Source organism: Shinella sp. R2-11 (genome assembly GCF_055330205.1).
Genome location: NZ_JBVAPC010000016.1, coordinates 1 through 21404, shown reverse-complemented (window position 1 = coordinate 21404; position 21404 = coordinate 1). Strand labels below are relative to the sequence as shown.

General features: G+C 60.9%; 23 protein-coding genes. 10 read left to right on the top strand and 13 right to left on the bottom strand.

Annotated elements, in window-relative coordinates; translation table 11 throughout:
- Nucleotides 1-5 precede the first annotated feature (5 nt).
- The gene (locus ACZ1A1_RS24350; protein ID WP_463621973.1) at nucleotides 6-797 is read right to left on the bottom strand and encodes a hypothetical protein; all 792 of its coding nucleotides are present in this window, start codon (nucleotides 795-797) and stop codon (nucleotides 6-8) included.
- Between the two features lie 277 nt (nucleotides 798-1074).
- On the opposite strand from ACZ1A1_RS24350, the gene ACZ1A1_RS24345 reads away from it, so the two are divergent.
- On the top strand, nucleotides 1075-1629 hold the full coding sequence (locus ACZ1A1_RS24345) for a thermonuclease family protein (RefSeq protein WP_463621972.1): 555 nt from the start codon (nucleotides 1075-1077) through the stop codon (nucleotides 1627-1629).
- Nucleotides 1630-1672: 43 nt separating this feature from the next.
- Here the strand turns inward: ACZ1A1_RS24345 and ACZ1A1_RS24340 are convergent, their stop codons facing one another.
- From ACZ1A1_RS24340 to ACZ1A1_RS24320, 5 genes are all read right to left on the bottom strand, one after another.
- Entirely contained in the window at nucleotides 1673-2572 is a 900-nt protein-coding gene (locus tag ACZ1A1_RS24340; protein ID WP_463621971.1) for a hypothetical protein, read from the bottom strand.
- A gap of 140 nt (nucleotides 2573-2712) precedes the next feature.
- On the bottom strand, nucleotides 2713-3381 hold the full coding sequence (locus ACZ1A1_RS24335) for a hypothetical protein (RefSeq protein WP_463621970.1): 669 nt from the start codon (nucleotides 3379-3381) through the stop codon (nucleotides 2713-2715).
- Nucleotides 3371-3637 (bottom strand): helix-turn-helix transcriptional regulator, encoded by a 267-nt coding sequence (locus ACZ1A1_RS24330; protein WP_463621969.1) that lies wholly within the window; start codon nucleotides 3635-3637, stop codon nucleotides 3371-3373. Before ACZ1A1_RS24330 ends, ACZ1A1_RS24335 begins: the two co-directional genes overlap by 11 nt.
- A gap of 110 nt (nucleotides 3638-3747) precedes the next feature.
- Nucleotides 3748-4746, bottom strand: a complete 999-nt coding sequence (locus ACZ1A1_RS24325) for a hypothetical protein (protein WP_463621968.1) — start codon at nucleotides 4744-4746, stop codon at nucleotides 3748-3750.
- A 53-nt stretch (nucleotides 4747-4799) separates the two neighbouring features.
- Nucleotides 4800-6041 carry a tyrosine-type recombinase/integrase gene (locus tag ACZ1A1_RS24320; protein ID WP_463621967.1) on the bottom strand — a complete coding sequence of 414 codons (1242 nt, stop codon included), beginning with the start codon at nucleotides 6039-6041 and terminating at the stop codon, nucleotides 4800-4802.
- Between the two features lie 217 nt (nucleotides 6042-6258).
- On the opposite strand from ACZ1A1_RS24320, the gene ACZ1A1_RS24315 reads away from it, so the two are divergent.
- Nucleotides 6259-6702 (top strand): hypothetical protein, encoded by a 444-nt coding sequence (locus ACZ1A1_RS24315; protein WP_463621966.1) that lies wholly within the window; start codon nucleotides 6259-6261, stop codon nucleotides 6700-6702.
- A 20-nt stretch (nucleotides 6703-6722) separates the two neighbouring features.
- Here the strand turns inward: ACZ1A1_RS24315 and ACZ1A1_RS24310 are convergent, their stop codons facing one another.
- The 4 genes from ACZ1A1_RS24310 to ACZ1A1_RS24295 form a co-directional block, all read right to left on the bottom strand.
- Nucleotides 6723-8744, bottom strand: coding sequence for a beta-galactosidase (locus ACZ1A1_RS24310; protein ID WP_463621965.1), 2022 nt, complete (start codon nucleotides 8742-8744; stop codon nucleotides 6723-6725).
- Between the two features lie 65 nt (nucleotides 8745-8809).
- On the bottom strand, nucleotides 8810-9487 hold the full coding sequence (locus tag ACZ1A1_RS24305; RefSeq protein WP_463621964.1) for an SDR family oxidoreductase: 678 nt from the start codon (nucleotides 9485-9487) through the stop codon (nucleotides 8810-8812).
- The gene (locus ACZ1A1_RS24300; RefSeq protein WP_463621963.1) at nucleotides 9468-11123 is read right to left on the bottom strand and encodes an amino acid ABC transporter permease; all 1656 of its coding nucleotides are present in this window, start codon (nucleotides 11121-11123) and stop codon (nucleotides 9468-9470) included. The genes ACZ1A1_RS24305 and ACZ1A1_RS24300 overlap by 20 nt, the downstream gene beginning before the upstream one ends.
- A 62-nt stretch (nucleotides 11124-11185) precedes the next feature.
- Nucleotides 11186-11932, bottom strand: a complete 747-nt coding sequence (locus ACZ1A1_RS24295; protein ID WP_463621962.1) for a transporter substrate-binding domain-containing protein — start codon at nucleotides 11930-11932, stop codon at nucleotides 11186-11188.
- A 515-nt stretch (nucleotides 11933-12447) separates the two neighbouring features.
- Between ACZ1A1_RS24295 and ACZ1A1_RS24290 the strand changes: the two genes are divergently transcribed.
- Complete coding sequence (locus ACZ1A1_RS24290; protein ID WP_463621985.1) at nucleotides 12448-12696, top strand: DUF982 domain-containing protein; 249 nt, start codon at nucleotides 12448-12450, stop codon at nucleotides 12694-12696.
- Between the two features lie 3 nt (nucleotides 12697-12699).
- On the opposite strand, the gene ACZ1A1_RS24285 is transcribed toward ACZ1A1_RS24290, so the two are convergent.
- Genes ACZ1A1_RS24285 through ACZ1A1_RS24275 form a run of 3 tightly spaced genes read right to left on the bottom strand, consistent with a single transcriptional unit; the run spans nucleotide 12700 to nucleotide 15568 of the window.
- Nucleotides 12700-13491 (bottom strand): formyl transferase, encoded by a 792-nt coding sequence (locus tag ACZ1A1_RS24285; RefSeq protein WP_463621961.1) that lies wholly within the window; start codon nucleotides 13489-13491, stop codon nucleotides 12700-12702.
- On the bottom strand, nucleotides 13488-15131 hold the full coding sequence (locus tag ACZ1A1_RS24280; RefSeq protein WP_463621959.1) for a DUF4910 domain-containing protein: 1644 nt from the start codon (nucleotides 15129-15131) through the stop codon (nucleotides 13488-13490). The genes ACZ1A1_RS24285 and ACZ1A1_RS24280 overlap by 4 nt, the downstream gene beginning before the upstream one ends.
- Nucleotides 15128-15568 carry a hypothetical protein gene (locus tag ACZ1A1_RS24275; RefSeq protein WP_463621958.1) on the bottom strand — a complete coding sequence of 147 codons (441 nt, stop codon included), beginning with the start codon at nucleotides 15566-15568 and terminating at the stop codon, nucleotides 15128-15130. Before ACZ1A1_RS24275 ends, ACZ1A1_RS24280 begins: the two co-directional genes overlap by 4 nt.
- Here ACZ1A1_RS24275 and ACZ1A1_RS24270 point away from each other — a divergent pair.
- The 7 genes from ACZ1A1_RS24270 to ACZ1A1_RS24240 all read left to right on the top strand — a co-directional run bounded on the left by ACZ1A1_RS24270 (nucleotide 15557) and on the right by ACZ1A1_RS24240 (nucleotide 21339).
- The gene (locus ACZ1A1_RS24270) at nucleotides 15557-16426 is read left to right on the top strand and encodes a phage major tropism determinant (protein ID WP_463621957.1); all 870 of its coding nucleotides are present in this window, start codon (nucleotides 15557-15559) and stop codon (nucleotides 16424-16426) included. The two genes, ACZ1A1_RS24275 and ACZ1A1_RS24270, sit on opposite strands and share 12 nt — an antisense overlap.
- A gap of 53 nt (nucleotides 16427-16479) precedes the next feature.
- A complete protein-coding gene (locus ACZ1A1_RS24265; RefSeq protein ID WP_463621956.1) occupies nucleotides 16480-17409 on the top strand; it encodes a phage major tropism determinant in 930 nt (309 codons plus the stop codon).
- Between the two features lie 52 nt (nucleotides 17410-17461).
- Entirely contained in the window at nucleotides 17462-17833 is a 372-nt protein-coding gene (avd, locus tag ACZ1A1_RS24260) for a diversity-generating retroelement protein Avd (protein WP_463621955.1), read from the top strand.
- Nucleotides 17834-18144: 311 nt separating this feature from the next.
- Complete coding sequence (locus tag ACZ1A1_RS24255) at nucleotides 18145-19173, top strand: reverse transcriptase domain-containing protein (RefSeq protein ID WP_463621954.1); 1029 nt, start codon at nucleotides 18145-18147, stop codon at nucleotides 19171-19173.
- Nucleotides 19166-20068, top strand: a complete 903-nt coding sequence (locus ACZ1A1_RS24250) for a tyrosine-type recombinase/integrase (RefSeq protein WP_463621953.1) — start codon at nucleotides 19166-19168, stop codon at nucleotides 20066-20068. Before ACZ1A1_RS24255 ends, ACZ1A1_RS24250 begins: the two co-directional genes overlap by 8 nt.
- 1 nt (nucleotide 20069) lies before the next feature.
- Entirely contained in the window at nucleotides 20070-20282 is a 213-nt protein-coding gene (locus ACZ1A1_RS24245) for a hypothetical protein (RefSeq protein ID WP_463621952.1), read from the top strand.
- Entirely contained in the window at nucleotides 20269-21339 is a 1071-nt protein-coding gene (locus ACZ1A1_RS24240) for a tyrosine-type recombinase/integrase (protein WP_463621951.1), read from the top strand. The genes ACZ1A1_RS24245 and ACZ1A1_RS24240 overlap by 14 nt, the downstream gene beginning before the upstream one ends.
- The last annotated feature ends 65 nt before the right edge of the window (nucleotides 21340-21404 follow it).

The window sequence follows — 21404 nt, the reverse complement described above, 5'->3', positions numbered from 1 at the left end:
TCCTCTCAGTAGTTCGTGCATTGCGGATGAACGAGGGCGAGGTCTGCCAAGCGCTTGGTGACGGGCAGTTCGTCGGGGAAATCGCGCCAGCGCAGGCGAACCTGATCATTGTCGAGAACTTCGATGATCTCGCAGGCCCACCAGCCATCGGCAGGATCCTCCGTCGCGAGCACGAGGTCGCCCACCGCCAGCTTCGACCAGTCTTCCGGCACATGCAGCGGTTCCTCGCCCTTGCTGGCCTTGGCGTAGCTCTCCGCAGCGGCGGCTTTCGCGGCCTCGATACGGATGGCGGTGGCGGCGAGGTAGTCGTCATCGAGATAGGCGGCGAGCCGATCATAGGTCTCCCGCTTGGTGAAAGGCACGAACGCCTTGCCGCTTTCGAAGAGCTTGCCCTTCGGCAGCAGACCCGCGATGCCGGCCAGCTCGTCGTCTTCGACCGCAATTGACGCCATGTCCATGAGGTCGGCGGCAAGCGTGGCCGCATCGACCTGTTCTTCGGGGAACCATGCGGCATGCGGCTTTGCCTGATCGTCGAGGCCGACAAGAATGAGCTTGGCGTTGGCGGCTACGTCGGTCTGCGGCTTGGCTTTGCCGGCTTTGGCAGGTACCGGCGGGCGCGGTCCGTTCAGGATCGAAACATGAGGCAGGGTGACCTTCTTGATGGCTGCGGTCGAGGGTTCAAAGGACTGGCTATGCATGGACTTCTCCTCAAATGAAAAGAGCGCCGAAACGGCGCTCATGGGGACGGTGACATCGATGTGATCGAGGGGCGGCGATGGCCAGAAAGTCAGTTGCATGGGTGCCTCACGAAGTTCATCGAATGAGCCGTTTATACGGCAAAAAAGAAGAAAAATCAATATATTAGCTATTTTCCTCTTTTGCCTGCAACTTCAGAACAGGTCAATCGCAGAGGTGAAATGACCGATCAGCCGGTCTGCCGGAGCTGGTCGAGCCGACAAAGCTAGAGGTCCGAAGGCTTCGTCAGGGAGACACACGAATCCATAAAATTCTAGGCGACGTGTTCCTTCGCTCTCAACTTCTACGGTTCATTATCGAAAGAGAATGGAGAGAGCCATGTCGTTCGGAAAACTGGTAACGTTATCGATGCTAACCGCATTCTCCGCGGGCGCGGGATACAGCTACGTCGCGCAGAACAAGCAGGCGCCTTCTTCTATACAGGCTTCCGAGCGATCGACCGTCAGCAGCGGCGCCATCATCGAGACCGTCAGTCCATCGGTTCAATTGATCAAGGCATCCATAGAGCCGTCCCGGTCGGCGGCCTTCACGCCTTACTCGCTCTGCTCTGGATCGGTCCGCTTCCATTGCGTCGTTGACGGTGACACGATCTGGCACCAAGGCACGAAAATCCGCGTCGCCGATATCGATACTCCCGAAGTGTCAAAGCCGCGTTGTTCATCCGAAGCGGCGCTCGGGGCAAAGGCAACGAAGCGACTGCTCCAACTCGTCAATCTAGGACCGTTCGAGCTTCAGGGATGGCCCGGCCGTGACGAAGACAAATATGGCCGCAAGCTTCGTGTCCTCGTGCGCGACGGGCGCAGCCTTGGAGATATCCTCGTGAGCGAAGGGCTGGCGCGAACTTGGAGCGGTCGCCGGCAGCCTTGGTGCTAGTCCTCGTATGAGGCGACCTCCCTGAGCCTTAACGATAATAGGCTTACAGCGAACGCAGGGCCTCATCCCGCAGCCGCTGCTGCTCCTGAAGCACCTGCTTCGCCGACAGCAGGGCAGCACTTCCCAATCCACGGCCTTCTCCACCAGAAACGAGCAGTTGCTCGATTGACAGGTCCTCCATTGCGGAAAGGGCAATCAGCAGCTTCCCAGTTCGCAATTCGCGCTTGTTCTGCTTGAACGTACCTGTGGGAACACGGATACTCTTCCGGGTCGCAGGGTCGATCACTATCCGCTTTGCTGGATAGGTGTAGTATTCACTGCGCGGGCTCTTGCACATGTACGCAATCTCGGCCTCGATCCGGCTTGGACGTGTCGTCCGATAGTGGAAGACCATCCCTCCGGGGCGAAAGCTATCCTCGCTCTCGTTGACGATTTCCTTCAAGTCCTTGAGAGCGGCCGAAGTCGTGCCCCACACGACAAGATGCACGTGCCACGATATCCAATCTTCGTTGGCGGGAGGAATGAACGAGACGGCGGGGTAGTAAGCTGGCTCGATCATCCCGACGTAGCTCATCCCGCTCAGCACCGTCTCGATCCACACTCGGTGCGCGGCAACATCATAGCCGTTCCGGTCGCTTGCTCTGACGCTGTGCTTTTCCGAAATCAAGCTCACAAAGTAAGCGTCGTCGACAGCGTGCTCCTGAAAATGGGATTCCAGCTTTTCAAATAACGAGATCGCTACCTGAATTCTGGAAATCGGATTTACGGAATTCAGGTTTTGCGCAGCCCGCAATTCCAGCTTCTTGCGAAGCCCGTTGCTGATATTTGGTTTTTGCGAAACCCGGTATTGCCGAAAGCGCGCATCTGACTGGCGCTGAACCTTCTCCAGCACCTGTAGGTTCTGAAGGGACTCTCTTCCCCATTCTACCTTAGGCTTGGTCACTAAATCACCTCCTAATGCATTACAGCAGGCAAGCCTTCATCGTTCAGGCGAGTGGGCTCACCTGCTGTAATGTTTGTGTTTTCGATAATTGGTCAGGGGCAGGTGGTAAGGTGTGTACTACACGTACCAGCCCCCATGGCTCACTTGCCCGCCGAGGTAGGCTTCTTAGCGGGTTTCGGCTTTTCAGGTTTCACGATGCCGAAACTCTTGAGAGCTTTCTTCCCAAGGCCAGCGATCTCGAACACCGGCTTCACTCCATGCTGAATGGTCACCCTCAGTTGCGCCTTAAAGCGATGATCTCCTGCCGTTGCGAGCAACGGCTTAGAGTACTCGCTGGGCATCAACGTGACCGTCTTCGGCGCGTTTTCGCGGCGCTTATCGCGAGTCTCTGCGGCCTTAGTTCGCTGAGCCTCCTGAATCGCCTTGATATGGGCCTTGATTTTTGTCGACGGGAGTTGCCGGTTCCACGCGTCACGCAGCAAGTCGTTGAACTTGCGTCCCCAGCTTGCGTTCGTTGCCGTGCCGAGCGCCGTCGCGAACTTGATCGCAAAGCTCAAGGCCTCTTTCTGGGATTCCGGTTTCGGCTGCGGCTTCTGTCGTTGATTTTGCCAGTCTTCATGCTCGCAGAAAAGCTGCCATTCATCTACGTCGACCGACAGTCGCAATGCGACGCGGTAGATCCTCGCCGCACACTTGCGTGCATCTGCCTCTTCCAAGCGGAGAAGCTTCATAAGGTAGGCGCGGATCGAAAACAGCTTCTGAGCGCACCCCTTTTTGGTGACCGGAAGTTTCCTTGCCTTAAGAGACATAGCCAGCCTCCGCTTCGATGCGACGGATGAGGTCGGCGATGTCTTGAGACCGCCATGCAGTCGTACGCGGTCCAAGCTTGACCGGCTTGGGATACTCTCCCGTGCGGACCTTGTTCCACCACGTCGACTTGCTGACCGGAATAGGCCCGCCGGGTGCAATGATAGATTTCAGTCGGACCAGAGCGGGTGCAGCAAACTGCGAGGTTACCCGAGTCGCTGCGCTTTCAACGTCCATATTCGTCACTGAGTGCTTCATGATCTGTCTCCTTCGTAATCAGTTGACACGAAGAAGGGCTACCTAGAACTCATCATGTCCGCAATAAGTACACATATCCATGGATACCCTCACAGAAAATAAGACAACCCCTAGGTTGCCGATTGAGCCTCCTCGTCTTCAGAACCTTGAAAACTCTTCTCAAGTATCCGACGCTCGCCCGCTGAAAGGGGCGGAGGCGAAAACTTCTCAATAGGACCGATTCCCAGCAAATCATCGGTAGTTTTCTGCAGTTGTTGATCGGTGGCACACGAAAAGATGTGGCTCGAAACGAACCGGGCGCGAGACACCCAGCGGTTGAGGATTTTTTTATGCCTGTTGTATGAAAAATCTTGCTCAGCGAGAATTTGGAACAACGTGCGATCACCAATGCTAAGGGTTGTAGCACTGTAGACGAGCGCAAGCTTGGACTTTGATTTTGTCCAGTGATCATGGAGGAGGGACCGTGAGACAAACTTTTGGGAATAGTCGCCATCTAGGTCCTTCAGGCCGGCAAATATCAAGACTGCCCGATTCAGACTCGGCCGTAGAGCAACACCCTTCCTCCACAGATCCGCACCATAGTGAAAATAAGTGAGCGCACGAATTACAGTATTCCATTTGAGATGGCTCGATTCGGAAATTATTTCGGCTACCTCACGACTTGAGGCTCCCATAAACGCATCGTAGCCGCCTAACTCGTCAACAATCTCAGACAGGAACTCGTTGCCAGCAAATACGTAACGCGCCAAGATATCTCTACCCAAATCCCAGCGATGGCTCGCCAATCCCGCCTTTGTATTCGCGGCAGCCAAATGCTCGAGAGCGGCCCGACACATCCCATCAAACGCCAGAACGTTCGAATCTGGCGCATCAAAGAGGGTCCCCGCTAGACCTGCGGCCAAAACAGGTTTGAATCCAGGGTAGTAGGCCTCCTCGCCCGACAGGATTCTGAGAACTGCTGCGACATTAAATTGGTCGCCAAGTGTCAGATCGCGAAACCGATGGCCCGTCGCGGGTCGATTAGGCGTTACTCTTCGATTCAAGGCCTCTACGGCAGCTAATATCGATTTAAGCTCCTCGGATTTAAGGAGGTCATGCACGCTGTCCATAGGACCTTATCCGTATTTTCGAATTGATACTGAACTGAGGATGTAATCGATACTCATGGGTGATCGGGACGACTCAAATTGAGTAAATCCTTTAGATACGCGTCCCAAATTAGTAACGCGCCTTCAATACGACTGTCGAGATTAGGGCGACTGTAATGGCGAACAAGCGTTCGCGTGTCAGCACTACCTCTTCGATGCCCAATTACTGCAGCGATAGTCTCCAGCGGAACTCCTAGCTCATCCAGCTTGGAAACAAATGTGCGCCTGAGATCATGCGTCGTGAAGTGCGCAAAAGGCCGCGTGCGCTTGTTTAAAGCGAGCCCTATATCATCCGCCCGTAGTGCACGACTTCGATTCAGCGTTCGAAAAAACGCCCCCTGCACATCCCGTTCAAGAAGGCCTTCCATCAATGCGCGCGCCCGCCCCACGAGAGGGCGAGTATGGCTTTTCTTGTTCTTTGATCGTGCCTCCGGCAACGTCCACAGAAGGCGTCCCCCTTCTTGCGTCAATTCAGAAGCCACGATGCCAGCGACTTCCCCCACCCGTGCGCCTGTTAGAAGCTGCAACTTCAGAACGTTGATCACGTCGATCGGCATGTTGTCAGCACCAAGCTCTAGCCAAGTCCAAAAAGTTTGAATTTCATTTGCACTTAGAACTCGGTGACGAGGCGGGCTTGTTCCATATGAGGGCAAACCATCCGCTGGATTCTCGATAATGTAGCCCTTCGCAACGCCCCATTTGTACATGGCGTTGACTTGTTGACGTCGTTTCTCGGCCTCTCTGGGGAAATCGACAAAGACCGTATCCAACAACCCCACAAGCTCTCTCCGCGTCAACTCAGCAGCCGGAGTGGAAAGCTTCGGAGCAAGCGTTCGATTTAATCGACTGCTTATCTCTATCGCTGTTCGGAGCGCACCGCCTTTCCGGTTCGGGTTGCCGATGTCGTCGGCGTAGGCTCCGATCAGACCTGACACGGTCATCCGGCCGGCCTCTCTGCTTCTTTCAGCCGCCTCAGTAGCCAGCAGATCAACGCCCTGTCGCGCGGCCTTTACAATTTCCGCAGCCCTGCTCCTCGCCCCTGCCAAATCGAGCCCACTGCGTCCCTCGGGATCACATCGGCCGAGCGAAGTACTTAATATCCGTCCATATCTTATCCGTGCGGTGACATTCCAAGTGAGTCTTCCATCAGGAGCAACACGAAGGCGAAGGCCGTCCTGCTTCGCGTCACCGACGTAATATGCGGTTTTCGATGGTTTTAACGCCAATATAGCAAGCGCAGTAAGGTTCTTCTTCATCTAGCCTAGATTCCTGCTCGTGTCGGGCAATTATAGCAACGCTATAGCAACAAATCGACGAGATTTCACTACACCTCCCTAGACAATTCATGAGCAGTCATGCCCAAAATTAAAAGCTAACAGGTTGATTTCACCATAATTCCTGCCCTTTCTCACATCTTACGGGACAAATGGGAGCCTCCGGCTCAAGGGCTGGCTGCAGACATGGCTGGTGCTGATGCGCAAGCCCGCGCTGCTGGTGCGGGAGATGGGGCTCGGGCCGAGCCTCGTCTTCCAGGTGCTGGTCGGCGGACTCATCCTCTCCTCGCTCGCCCATCCGCTGATCCTCGGCTATATCGGCGTCATCGTCTGGCGCCTCGCCGTGCTGGAGGCGACCACCGTCGGCCCGCTCGACCTGACGCTCTTCGCCCTCGACTTCGCCAATATCGCCGGCAGCTATGCGGTCTTCATCGCGCTCGGCCGCATCGGCATGACGCAGGCGGAGCGGCTGGCGGTCGGCCCGCGCTGGCTGCTGACGCCGCTCTACTGGCTGCTCATCTCGCAGGCCGCCTGGCGCGCCGTGCGCGAATTGCACAGCAACCCGTTCTTCTGGAACAAGACGGCCCACCGGCCGGCACAGACGAAGGTGCAGCCCGAAGCGATACCGGCCGCCGCCGAGTGAGCGGCCGGCAAGGGCCGGCATCAGCGCCCGTCTTCCGTCCAGATCGCCACGCCGATGGGCGCAAGCTCACGGGCGCCGACGAGGAAATCGGCATCGGGAGCGGCCGGCACCGTGGCCGGGGCGCTGCCGTAGTTGAAGGCGAAGCGCAGGCGGCCGCGGCGGGCGAGCCGGAGGTAGCCGAGATCGGGCAGGCTCGCGACGCCGGCCCAGCCGAGCGTGTCGCCCACCAGCCGCATCAGGAAGTCGCCCTGCGGCAGGGTGGCGGCATAGCGCGCCCGCTCGTTGCCGATCACCGCCGGGGCACCGGTGTGGTGCACGCCCTCGAAGGTCGCAAGCACCGTCTCGCTTGTGCGGATCGTTTCGCGCCAGCCGGTGACCGGATGGCTGGCATTGCCGTAGCGCACGGGCTCGCTGTGGTAGTCCGGCAGGGATTCCACGCGCGTCACGCGGAAATCGATAAGGTCGGCGAGCGGCCCGGGCGGCAGGTCGGCGGGAATGTGCATATCGCGCGTCTTGCTGCCGCTGCGCGGGCCGAACAGCGCCTTGGCGCCGGAAGCCTTTAGCCGGGCAATGAAATCCGCATCGGGGATGACGAGGTCGGGCGCGAGCACCAGCCTGTAGCCCGCAAGATCGGAATGCTGGCCGATGAAATCGACATCGACGCCGAGCCGGGAGACCGCCGAATACCAGTCGAGCGCAATGGCGGAGGCGGCATAGCCCCTGCCCTGCGGCAACGCGCGGGTGGCATAGCGCGATTCGTAATCGAGCATGATGGCGACGGCCGCCTTTTCGCGGACCTCGCCTTGCGGCAGGCGCGCCATTTCCGCGGCAACCTCGGCAACCTCCAGATAGCCCTGGTCGGCCTCGCTGTTCGGCAGCAGCAGGCCGGCATGGAACTGCTCCTGCGCGAAGGGCGCCTGGCGCCAGCGGAAATAGGAGACCATGTCGACACCATGGGCATAGGCGAGCCAGGTCCACAGGCGCACCATGCCGTCGGCGGGCGACTGGTTGTAGGCCGCCCAGTTCACCGGCCCCGGCTGCTGCTCCATCACCCAGACGCGGCCCTTGCCGACGGCGCGGTAGAGATCGTGGTTGAATGCCGTCTGGTCGGGATCGGCAACGCGCAGGTAGCGTGCCTTCTCCTCGTCGCTCAGCCGGCCATTGATGAGGCCGCCCATCGGGTAGACATCCCAGGAGGCGACGTCGAGGTCCTCGCCGACCTTGTAATGATCGAAGTCGGTGTTCTGGTTCATGAAATTATGCGTGACGAGGCGGCCCGGCGAATGGCGGCGGATGATCTCCACCTGCGCCTTGTTGAAGCTCTTCACCTGGTCCGACGAGAAGCGGAAGTAATCGACGAGATGGCTCGGCGTCGGCTCCTCGACGAGGTTGTTCGGCAGGTCCACCTCCTCGAAGCCGTTGTAATGCATGCTCCAGAAGCGGGTGCCCCAAGCCTCGTTCAGCGCCTCGACGGTGCCGTAGCGCGCGGCGAGCCATTCGCGGAAGGCGCGCTTCGCCTCGTCGGAATAGCTGTGGATCGTGTCGTGGTCGCCGTATTCGTTGTCCGTCTGCCAGGCATGCACGAAGGGGTTTTCGCCATAGCGGCGCGCCATGGCCTCGGTGATGCGGGCAGCCTCCACCCGGTAGCGGCGGCTGGAGAAGCAATAGTGCCGGCGCGCGCCGAACTTGCGCACGACGCCGCGCGCATCGACCGGAAGGATATCCGGGTAAAGATCGACCAGCCATTTCGGCGGGGCGGCCGTCGGCGTGCCGAGGATGACCTTGAGGCCGGCGCGGCCGAGCACCTCGATCGCCTCGTCCATCCATTCCCAACGAAAGGCGCCGGAGCGCGGCTCGACATGCGACCAGGCGAATTCGCCGATGCGCACCCAGGCAAGGCCGAGCCCGGCCATGCGGCGGGCGTCCTCCTCCCATTTCTCGCGCGGCCACTGTTCCGGGTAATAGCAGACGCCGAGCTCCAGCATGCCGGCCGCCTTGCGGCCGGCGTCGAAGCGGTTCTGTTGGTCGAGCGGCTTATGCACTTTACTGTCCTTGTCATTCCCGGCGCCGGGGGTCGATGGCGCCGTCATCGTTACAATCGGGGGTCTTACCAGGCGACCGTGCGGCCGTCATAGGCCCGGAAGCTTCCGGTTTCGGCGAGCGTCGTCGCGTCGATCAGGGCCTTCAGGCCCGCCGCGCTCTCGGCCGCGTCGACGGCAGCTTCCGTGCCGCCCATGTCGGTGCGCACCCAGCCGGGATGCAGCGAGACGACCGCGATGCCGTCGCGGCGGAAATCCTGCGCGAGCTTGACCGTCGCCATGTTGAGCGCCGCCTTGGAGCAACGATAGGCATAGTCGCCGTCCTCGTCGTCTATCGTGCCCTCGGCCAGCGAGCCGGCGCGGCTGCTGATGTTGACGAGGACCTTGTGGCGACCAGCGAGAAGATTGGGCCGGAGCGCGCGGGCGACGAGCATCGGGGCGAGCGCGTTGATGCGCATGACCGCGAGGAATTCGTCCGTCTCCAGCGTGTCGAGGCCGCCGGTATCGCCGCGGATCGCCGCATTGTTGATGACGATGTCGATCGGCAGGCCGCCCAGCCGCTCGCCGAGCGCGGCAATAGAGCCTTCGTCCGCGACATCAAGCACCTCGGCACCGGCCGAGGCCTGTCGCATGCAGGCGATGACGCGCAGGCCCGCCGCCGCATAGAGGCCGGCAAGTGCCCGGCCCAGCCCGCGCGAGGCGCCGGTGATGAGGACCGTTCCCCTGTCAGCGGTGCTTGACGTCATATTTCTTCTCGATGAGGCTGATGAGGCTTGCGGCCGCGAGCGTCAGCAGGATGTAGAGGATCGCCGCCGAATTGTAGGGCGCAAACGGCAGGAAGCTTGCCGACTGGAATTCGCGCATGCGCTGCGTGATATCGCGGATCGACAGGATGGAGAGCAGCGAGGTGTCCTTGAGGATGGCGATAAGCTCGTTGCCGAGCGGCGGGATGACGATGCGGAAGGCCTGCGGCAGGATGACGAGCCGCGCCGTCTGCCAGCGGTTGAGCCCGAGGCTTCCCGCCGCCTCGATCTGGCCGGCCGGAATGGCATTGATGCCCGAGCGGAAGATTTCCGCAAGATAGGCCGAATAGGCGAGCGCCATGGCGACGATGCCGCGCATCAGGTTCGGCGGATCGAAGACCCCGGCCGTCGCGTCCTTCAATGCGCCGGAGAGCGGCAGGCCGACATAGAGCACGATGACGAGCATGGGGATGCCGCGGATCGTGTCCACGACGAATTCCGAGCCGACGGACAGCGGATGGCGGCGATGCAGGAAGCCGCCGAAGGTGAGCAGGCCGAGGACGATGGCGATGACGGCGAGCGTGATGCCGGTGGCGCGGTCGCGGTCGTTCAGCGCCTCGACCTGCCAGAGGCGCGGCCAGTCGGCCGGCGCGGCGGCGGCCGGCAGCAGCGCGCCGCTGACGTCTTCCTTTTTACCGACGGCCTCGATGGCCTGCTGCGGCGTGACGAAGGTGCGCACCGGCGTCTCGGTCGTCGGCCCGCCTTCGTACTGGCCGAAGCGCACGGCGCTGATAAGGCCGGAGGGCGTGTTGGTGACGATGCCGACCTTGCCTTCCAGCGTGCCGGCCAGCACATAGCCATCCTTCGGCTGCAGCAGGAACCAGGCGGAGAGCGCGGCGAAGATACATGTCAGCGCTGCGAAGGCGACGAGGTTGCGGCGCGTATAGCGCAGCTTGAGGAGCCCCACCCAGACGAGGCCGAGGATCGCCGCCAGGATATAGGCCGCGATGGCGGCGCGGATGGTCGTGGCAAGGCCCGAGGCGAAGGCGAGATGGGCGAAGAGCAGCACGAAGACGAGGCCGGCGCCGTTGAGAAGGCCGGTCAGCCAGGAGCCGGCGCGCCGCGCCGCGCTTTCCGCCGGCACCGCCGCCCGGCTGCCGGCAAAGAGGAGGCCGAGGCCGGCGAGCAGCAGCACCGCATAGGCCGGCCAGAGCCAGGCCTCCACGCCGCGCACCATGAGATCGGCGGCTTCCGTCAGCTGGCGGGGCGTCACGCCCTTCACCACGAGGTCGGACTTGAACGGATCGACGCCGTTCGCCACCACGGAGGCGATGAAGGGATGGACGAGATCGCCGGCCAGAATGGCGGCCGTCGCGACGAGGGCGACGAGCCCGGTGGCGATGGTGAGGCGCGGCCGCACGGCCTTCGCCCGCGACAGGACCAGGACGCCGAGGCCGGCGGCGAAGGCGACGGCAAGCAGCAGGAAGCCCGGCACATAGACGCCCGAACCCGGCTCGATGCCGAGGATGGCGCGCAGCGCGCGCTGGTAATCGCCCGAGGAGGCAAACAGATAGACGATGAAGGGCAGCGCGGCGAGGATCACCAGATTGCTGGGCCTCACGCTTCTGACGAACGACATTCCGGCCTCCGCGGCGCGATCTGGAAGGGAGCGGGAGCGCCAGGGGCGCTCCCGTGGGGACCTTACTCGAGGCCCCAGTACTTGGCGACGAGCTGGTCGAGCGTGCCGTCATCCTTGATGGCCTTCAGGCCCTCGTTGAAGGCGGCGACATTCTCGTCGCCCTTGCGGAAGACGAGGCCGAGCGGATCGGATTCCAGGTCCTTGATGGAGGCGACGAGCTCGCCGGCGAATTCGCGCTCATAGGCGGCGGCATTCGCGCCGTTGATCACGACGCCGTCGACGTCCTTGTTCTTGAGCGCGATGATGGCGGCGCTGAAGCTGTCATAGGCCGCGACATTCTCCTTGCCGACCACGCCTTCGGCGACCTGCGCGTCCGTCGTATTGGCCTGGGCGGAGAGTTTCCTGCCCTCGGCCTTGAACTTGTCGAGCGTGATGCCCTGGTCCTCGGCGCGCGTCAGCACGGCCTGGCTGTTGATGATATAGGGATCGGAGAAGTCCATCGCCTTCTTGCGCTCGTCGGTGATCGACACGCCCGAGGCGACGAGGTCGAAGCTGCCCTGGTCGAGCGCGGCGAAGATGCCGTCCCAGCCGGTCGTCACGAATTCGGCCTGGCAATTGATCTTGGCGCAGATGGCATTGACCACGTCGACATCGAAGCCGACGATCTGCCCCGTCGCCGGATCGACGCTCTCCATCGGCGGCGAGGTCGTGTCGGACCCGACCTTCAGAAGCTTGCCGCCGAGATCGGCCGCATGGGCGCCGCCTGCCACGAGAGCGGCAAGCGCAAGCGTTGCAACGAATTTTCTCATCTCTTCCTCCTCAATATCGGCTCCGCCACAGCGGCAGACGCTCGACAAATCCCAAGGACAGGCACCCTCTTCCCATCCTGACGAAAACGGTAACAAGGAATATAAACGTTTTCAAGAAGAAATATAAACGTTTTTATTTTTCACTGCGCAAAAGATTCGATGCGACGTCCGCATCCAGAAAATCAAGGGTTTCAGGTGAAAAAGGAAGGAAACAGGCGGCTGGAGCGGGTAGCGGGAATCGAACCCGCGCGTTCAGCTTGGGAAGCTAAGGGTTTTGTAGCGGCCGTAATGACCTACCTGTAAAACATCGAATTTTCGCCGCAAGCGATCTCAGTACCTTAGATGTTCAGTGTAAAACCTGATTTTCTACCATTCATTGCAATCGTGATTTTTCCATAGACGTCATCCACTTTTTTCTGGCGGCCCGTTGACTCCTCCCCAAGTGAGAACATATTGAGAACAGACCGGCGATGTGGCCGCCAATCTGAAACCAAGGGGAAGATGCCTGCTGTGGCATAGAAGGGCGATGGGAGGAGCCGGTCACATTCGAGACGCAGAAGCTCGGGGTCTATAGGACCATCGCGAGTGCCGAGGAGGCCGCGCGTGCGCTTCTGACAGACTGGCCCGCACAATCGGGGCCAGCCTTCATGGAGGCGCAGAAGGCTTGCCTAGCCGTGCTGGAGGGGAGCAAGGCACCGGAGGCGGCAAGAGAGGCGTTCCTGGCGGCTGCGGAAGAGGCTGGGGTGTTCGTTCGCACCCTTTAACCCTCAGCGAAGAACCGAAAGTAGACGCGGCTCCCGACCGACAATCTCGCCATTGAGAACCTTGTCCACTATCCTGTCGCCATGCACAGTGTAGATCAGGTGCAAATGCTCCGGTCGCCAGTCGGTGGAATGCCACAACTTACCGACCGATTGCTGCGCGATGCCTGAGGGGATCCTCCCCGCTAGAACACCCGCAAGAAGAGGTGGTAGATCATCTGCATACTGCTTAACTGCGCGGCACGCCAAATCGTGAAGTCCGTCACCGGCAACCATCGGAGCCGCGCTCTGGTGGATAACGGCACCACCGTCAAGATCATCTGTGGTCTCATGAAGCGTAATGCCGGTCATTTGCGGCTCAAGCATATAGCTAGGCCAGAAATGAGTGGTTACACCGCGGTAATCGGGGGAGAGGCCACCATGGGTATTCCAGAATGTACACCCGACAGATTCTCGGAGGGCCCTAGAAAGTTTGTGGCACCCATAAGAAATTACGACCTTGGGCTTACGATCGCATAAAAAACGCTGAACGCGGCTCCCATTGAGATCTTCCCGCGTTACATCAAGAGTATCCACTGCCGGAGCTTCTACATTCCCGAAAAAGCGCCTTTCAGATGCCTCTCTCAGTTCGAAATGCCGACGGAATAATTCAGCCTCTCGCGGCGGAAGATCGGCCGGTGGGCTAGGGATAAAAGCCTCACGACGCTCCCGAACCCAACCGGAAAGGATTCCCGCCTTCGCAAGCTGAGAAACAAGGTAGGCGTGCCTAGGGTGGTCACCCGTAATCGCAACAATCATTTATCGGCCTCAACAAGAATTCCTTCTCCCACAAGGTGCCTGACGATCGAAGTCAGCTCGAGAACACTTGCGCCGATATGTTCGGCAATTTCCATCACAGATCTCCCTCCGTCGGCGAGAGATAGGACGCACAGAAGATGATTTAGGGTCTTGCGATTATCCTTTTGATGATCAGTCGAATAGTGGTTTGTCATGGGCCCGTTGACCGTCGGGTACAGGCCTCGCCTGCCTAACTGAGGCTCGCCATAAGGAATCGTATTTCGATACTTGCGATCGGATATTTCTAGAGCCTCGAGCATTGCAGTCACCGCGACCGAAGATCGCTCAACTGCAGAAATCGTCATGAATTCGAGATGGTCTTCACTCGTATGATAGGCGTCGTACTCCGCGTAGATAGTTCTGGCAGCCTGCGTTACCGGCAGGTCGAACCCGGGGGAGCAGAATTGTCTCTCGTCAGACCCGCCCACCGGTGTGAACGGACGAACACCAAATCGATCGGGCTCCGCGGCAGCAGCATGCCGGATCAGATGATCTAGAGGAGAAGGTTGGCCGATCCAATCTTGCCGGGACAGCTTAAAGGAAACCTTTGGAGAAGGTCCTCCGAGACAGGTCAGGACAACACCGGCATGTAGCCGGCGCTGGAGATCCTCGCCGTGATGAGCCAAGTAGGAGATTGATCCGATGGTCTCCGGGATAAGAAGAAAACGGTACGTAAAGCGCCGGCTCTTTCGCTTGGATAAATTCTCCCAAACGCGCATTAGGCCGAGCGGGCCGGAAAGTTCGTTATTGGCCATGCTCGGGTGGCAAAGATAGGAGGAGATCAGTACGATTTCATCGGTCTCGCCCGGGAGGTCGCATACTCCATAGTTCAGAACGCCATCACGCTTGGTCGTCTGAATGTCCACGCGATAATCGCCTGGCTTCAGTTCCTCACGTTGCCGATGAGACATACAAAGCCCCCATCGAGGCGCATAGTAGCTCGTGACGTAGGGTATTGCGTCGGGAAGCTCCTCGATTGAATACAGATGCTGCTGCAGCTGTTCGAGCGTGACCACACCTTCAAACGCTTCTGAAAAATTTAAGATGTGAAGATTGGTATTATTGGTATCCAGAATGAGGTTTCCCTCGGGGTCCCAGAGACGAGCTCGGTGCAACTCCCACTCTTTCGGGACCGTCCAATCGAGCACCTTAGTTCCAGTCGACACGCTCTCAATTTGAAGAGGAACGATCTCAGATACTATCTCAAGGCTTTTTCGAATCCCTGGCCCGGTTATGCTTCGACAGATCGGATACAGCCGATCATACATGACCGCTAAGTCTATTTCTTTCGAGATTGTACCAGTATCCATTTCATTTGCCTCCCATAGCGCCTTATTATGAGGACTATGGGAAATTGCAAGCGCCAACACCGTTCTGACGATGTCTTTGAACCATGGGCCACAAGCCTCGCCCAGGGTCGGTTTGTCGTCGATATCCGGAATGCGCAGCCGCTCGAAGATGCGCAGGCCCTTCTCGGCCTTCTCCTGATCCAAGGGAAGATCGGGAATGATCGAGCGGCCCTGCTGCAGGCGCTCAAACCAGTCCGGGCATGCAAACGTCCATTCGCGCTGCAAATCTCCCGGCTTGACAGCGACGCTCATTGCAGAAGCTCGCCCCAGCCGGTTGCGCGATGGCCGCTGTGCGCATCCTCGACAAGCTGTTCTTTCTTGCCCAGCCTGGGCTCCTTGGCGACCGGCGCCTTGCGCGCACCATGCGGCGATGCAAGCGCGGTCTCGCCGACAATATCAAGGAGACGCCCGATGGCTGCGGAGTTGCCCTGCCGCATTTTCTGATAGTTGACCATCAGCGTTTCGGCCTCGACCAGATCCGCGCCGGCATCGAGCTCGCGGGAATAATACTTCCGCAGCGTCTTCTCATCGCAGCCCAAAATTCTGGCAATACGCTCATGCGTCCAGTTTGCGGCGCGGAGAACGGTCACAAGCACCTGATTTTCCGCGCTTTTGCTGTAGCTCGGCCGCCCGCGGCGATCTTTGATCGGCTGGATGGGCTGAACGTTGCAGCGGCAGTGAAGACGCATGCCGACAGCATTTCGCGCCCTGACAGGACCGCGCCGATCCTCCTCGTCACCGGCGCGGCATCGCTCGCCATCCGCGCCGGGACCGTCGTCCGCGCCAGCGGCGTGGAACACCGCTTCGACAGCGACACGCCGGTCGGCATGCCTGATCTCATCGCCGGCGAGGACTACGGCGTGAAGGTCAGCCAAACCGGCCAGCCCTTCGCATCCCTCCTCGGTCCCGAAAACCCGATCGACGCCGGATGGATCGCTGGCTTCCACTACGCGCCGGGCGGCAATGCCACGGCTCGCTCCGGCGGCGACGACACCCCGGCCATCAACCCGCATTCGCTTTGGGACCTTGGCCATCGCCCCGCCTGCGCCGATCCGCGCGGCATGACGTGCATTGAGATGGAAGGCAGCAAGCGCGTCTGGATCGACATCTACCTCCTCTGCGTCGATCGCAAGCGCCACGGCACGAGCCGTTGCGGCGTGACGATCGCAGACGGCCGCTCGCTGGCCCGCCTCAACTATCACGACGCCGTTGCCGTCATGGCCGAGCACGGCAAGCGACTGCCCACCTACGACGAGTTCCGCGCGGCCGCATTCGGGGTCACCGAGCGCTCCTCCACCGACAGTCATCCGAAGACCACCGGCATCGACGCTGCCCGCACCAGCGCCATCGGTCTCATGCAGGCGACCGGCAGTCTCTGGATCTGGGGCACCGACGGCGATCCAGACGACCCGGCTCCGTCCCTCTTCGGCGGTTGCTGGCTCAGCGGCTCGAACGCCGGTTCCCGCTACGCGTACTTGGACTCCCCCGCTGACTTCTCGAACGACAGCGTCGGGGCCCGCGGCGCCTGCGACCACCTGACCGCCTGACGCGCTCGCGCGAAAGCGCGGGCGCAACCTCCCCTCAGCAAAGGATAACGACCATGACGGCAGCAGCCGCAGTCAAGCAGCATGACATCACCATCGGCCGGGTCGATGCGGATCTCCCGATCCTCTACATTTCAGGCCGGGATGCGGTCGGCATCCGTGGTGGAACCACGATCCTGATCGACGGGCGCGAACACGTCTTCGAGAAGGACACCGCCCTTTCCGTCGCCGGCACGCTGGTGCCCGGCTACGACTACGGCGTCGGCATCCATGATGACGGCAAGCCGTTCGTAGCGGTCCTCGCGCCGTCGAACCCGATCGATCACGGCTATATCGGCGGGTTTCACTTCGCGCCGAGCGGCAATGCCGAAGCGAACGCGGGCGGCGACGGCGAGCCGGCGATCAATCCGAACTCGCGTTGGGACCTCGGCTTCCGTCCCGCCTGCCCCGATCCGCGCGGTATGGCGCTCGTCTATCTCGGCGGCGGCAGGCGCGTCTGGGCCGACATCTACCTGCTCGGCGTCGATCACTTGAACGGCACGAGCCGTTGCGGCGTGACGATCGCCGACGGACGCGACCGGCCGGAGCGCATCGGCCGGAAGGGCGGATATGCCAAGCTCGACTACGCCACGGCCGTCGAGATCTATGCCCACCATGGCAAGCGCCTGCTCGGCGCCGAAGAGTTCTTCGCCGCCGCCTACGGCGTCAAGGAACGCTGCTCGCGGAGTGACGAGCCGACAAAGACCGGCACGATCGATGATGGCGCCGCGCGCTTCGTCAGTCGCTTCGGCCTCTTTGATGCGACCGGAACCATGTGGCAGTGGGGCACCGACGGCCACCCCGAGGACCCGCGTCCGTCCCTCTTCGGCGGTAGCTGGCTCCACGGCTCGCTCGCCGGTTCCCGCTTCGCGTTCTTGGGCTTCCCCGCTGACTACTCGTTCGTCAGCCTCGGGGCCCGCGGCGCCTGCGACCACCTGAGCGCCTGACGCGCCCGCGCGAAAGCGCGGGCCTTCCCCCGGATCCGGACGATCGCCAGCCATGAAACGAGACGAGCACGTGAACGCCAGGGATCTGGCGATTGTCGAGAAATACGAGGCCACCGTGACCTATCTCTACCCCATCCTCCAGTCCTTCCCGCGCCGGCACGGCGCGCTGCGCGACAACCTGATCGGGCAGGTGATGGGCACGGTCGACCTTCTGTATCAGGCCGCGAAGTCGAAACAGCCTTCGCGTCTCTATGCGGCGGACGCCCATCTGGCGACGCTGCGCTTCTGGTTGCGCTTCGCATGCGGGGAAAGACTCCTGTCGCATAAGCAGCACCGCACGGCTCTCGGTCATATCTCCGAGACCGGCGCGATGTTGGGGGCATGGATCTCGACTGCGAAAGGCAATGGGAGGTCGGGGCAATGACGTTGCTTGGTCCGTCCCTCTTCGGCGGTAGCTGGATCAACGGCTCGAACGCCGGTTCCCGCTACGCGAACTTGGACTACCCCGCTGACAACTCGAACGACAACATCGGGGCCCGCGGCGCCTGCGACAACCCGCTTCCGGCTCGGCGACGGTCACGGCCGCGTCGGCCATTCTCCACCGGCGCTTATGCGCCAGGGTGGTCGGCCCAACCTTCCAGCTTCGGCAAATACACTGCGAGGTCCGGCAGAGCGGGGAGTAGCGGCGCGCGCGCCGTCGAAACCCGCGGCCGGCATCCCGCCGCGAGGATCATCATGGCGAAGAAGTTCCGAAACCTTATTGGACGGATCACCGAAGACGCGAACATGCGCGAGGCCCTGCGACTGACGGCCCGCGGAAAGCGGCTGACGCCGGGCTATCTCGAATACAAGGAATACTCGGTTCTCAACCTGCACATCCTGGCGGCCGCCATGCGGGACGGCTCCTACCGGCAGGGAGAACCGCAGCAGTTCCGGATCTACGACCCGAAGGAGCGCCTCATCTCGGCACTGCCTTTCGAGGACCGCATCGCGCAGCAGGCCGTCTCAATCGTCATCGCGCCGATCTTCGACGCGACCCTCCTGCCGCGTTGCTATGCCTGCCGCCCTGGCAAGGGCACCCACGCCGCCGCAATCGCGCTGCAGGCGGACATGCGGCGGCTTGACCGTGACGGTCCGCTCTACGCCCTGAAGACGGACTTCTCGCGCTACTTCTACTCCATCGAGCGCGGCACACTTTGGTCGCTGATCGAGGCAAAGATTTCCTGCCGAGCTACGCTTCGGCTCCTGGAGGCGATGCTTCCGAGATCCGGCATAGGCCTGCCGATCGGTAACCTCACCTCCCAGATTTTCGCGAACGTCTATGCCGGCGTCGTCGACCGCCACCTGCAGCAGGAGCTAGGCGAGCGCTACTGGTATCGCTACATGGACGATATCGTCGTGCTCGGCCGCGACCCGGAGCACCTGCGCAGGGTGCGCGCGTCCATCGAGGAGCTTTCCCGCGAACGCCTCGGCCTTCGCTTTTCGAAGTGGAGCATCCAGTCGGTCCATCGCGGCGTGAATTTCGTCGGCTATCGCATCTGGCCATCGCACAAGCTGCTTCGCCGGGACAGCGTTGCCCGTGCTCGTCGCAAGATCAAGGCATACCGCGCCGCCGGCGAGCACGAGCGTCTGGAGCGCTTTCTCGCCTCCTGGACCGGTCACGCCCGCTGGGCCGACAGCCGCAATCTTCTCAGAAACCTCGGCGTCGTGCCGACCTCGATTGGTCGGGCGGTCGCCACAAATCAGAGAGGCGGCGATGACTGATTTCCTGTCGGGTGCCGAACGTTGGGAGGCAGACGAGGCGGTCTATCTCGCGCCGTCCGTCGCGCCGACCGGTAAGACCTTTGCCGAGGCGGCCGCCAGCCACATAGAGCATGGCGGAGAGGCCCGATACTTGCGTCGAATAGTCGATCACTTCGGCGATAGGCTGCTGTCCGAGATATTCCCGTTCGACATAAAGCAGATGGCACGGTCGCTCTATCCGGATGGATCGAACGCAACCTTGAACCGGCAGGCTCTCGCGCCGGCGCGCGCGGTCATGATGCATGCCTATGAGCGCGGATGGTGCGGCTATACCCGCTTGCGCCGATTCCGCGAGGATACACCGAAACGCCGCGAGCCGGCCTCGACGACTTGGCTTCATGCCTTCATACGACAGGCGGTTCACGACGGCCACGACCGCGTTGCCGCGCTCGTTCTGTTCATGGCGACTTCAGGCGCGCGCGTCACCGAGGCAATCAATCTCCGCTGGAGCGAGGTCAACCTCCGACAGAAGAGTGTCTTGCTCCTCAAGACGAAAACCGATCGCAATTCGCTCCGCTCGCTCACCGGTGAGGTTGCCGCCCGCCTTGGCGATCTCCAGGCAGACGCCAGGCCGGATGATCGCGTCTTCGGCTTCTCGCACCGACAATCCGTCAATGCGAGAATTCGGAAGATCTGCGACCGCGCCGGCATATCCTACAAGCCGAGCCATACCTGCGGTCGCTCCAGCTTTGCGAACAACGCGCTCGACATGGGCATCGACATCCGCAGCGTTATGGAGGCCGGCGGCTGGAACAGCCTCGCGATCTTCCTCGGCATCTATGTGCGCCCACATCGAAACGCCAAGCGTATCGTAGCCGAGAGCTTCGGCCGCTACCAGTATCGGACGGAGATCTGAGATGGCGGGTGCCGGCACGATCCCCTTGAAACGCTCGGAAATGAAGCGTCTCGCGGACTTCGCGAAGAAGGAAGGCGTGCGCGCCGAGGTGGAATTCAACGGCTTCATATTCCGAGTGGCACCTGACCACGCGCCGGCAAAAGTTGACGGCAGCGAAGAATCCGAGCTTGATCGTGAGCTTGCGGAGTTTGATCGGAAACATGGTTACAGTTGAACTCAAGGGCCTGCACGTCGTCAAAGCCAAGGGCCGAACCTATTACTATGCATGGCGCGGCGGCCCGCGGATCAAGGCCGAACCCGGAACGCCAGCATTTCAGAAGGCCTATGCTGAGGCGGTGGAGAGCGTCCGCGTGCCGGATGAGACGCGCTTTTCGGCCCTTATCGTCACCTACAAACGCAGCGAAGAATACAAGAAGCTCGCCGACAGCACGAAGAGGAACTGGTCCGGGTGGCTGGATCGTATCGACGAGCACTTTGGCCTGCTGCGCATCAAGAACTTCGACCGCCCGGACCATATCCGCCCGCGCATCCGAAAGTGGCGCAGCAACTACGCAGCGACGCCGCGCGCAGCGGACTACGGAATGCAGGTCCTTTCCCGTGTCCTTTCCTATGCCGTCGACCCTCTCGGAAAGATCGGAATGAATCCGTGCGAAGGTATCGGCCGTCTCTATTCCGCCAACCGTGCAGCGATCATCTGGGAAGCGGCAGAGCTTGCCCAGGTCCTTGCTGCCTGCTCGGCCGAGGCGAAACATGCTGTGCGGCTGGCCGCTCTTACGGGGCTTCGCGCCGGTGACCTATTCCGCTTGTCCTGGTCGCATGTAGGCGAGAACGCAATAATCATGACGACTGGAAAAAGCCGCCATCAGCGGGAGGTCGTAGTGCCGATTTACGGCGAGCTGCGCGAGCTCCTCGACGAGATACCGAAACGGTCGCCTGTCGTTCTCACGAACAGCAGAAAAAGCCCCTGGACCGTGAACGGCTTCGCCTCCGTCTTCAATAAGGCCAAAGCCGAGGCAAAGCTCGACGAGCGTGATCTTCACTTTCACGATCTTCGTGGAACAGCGGCTACCAAGTTCTATACGGCCGGCCTCGACAAGCGAGTGATCGCGGAAATTCTTGGATGGGAGGAAGATCACGTCGAAAGGATTATTCGACGCTATGTCGGCCGCAATGCTGCAACCGACGCGATAATCCGAAAACTCGATGAGGCCAGAGCAAGAACAGAAGCTGTAAAACCAGCTGTAAAACCTTCCAAAAATGGAAGCGGGTAAATACGGCGCAACGCCCTGAGAAACCGGGCTGGAGCGGGTAGCGGGAATCGAACCCGCGCGTTCAG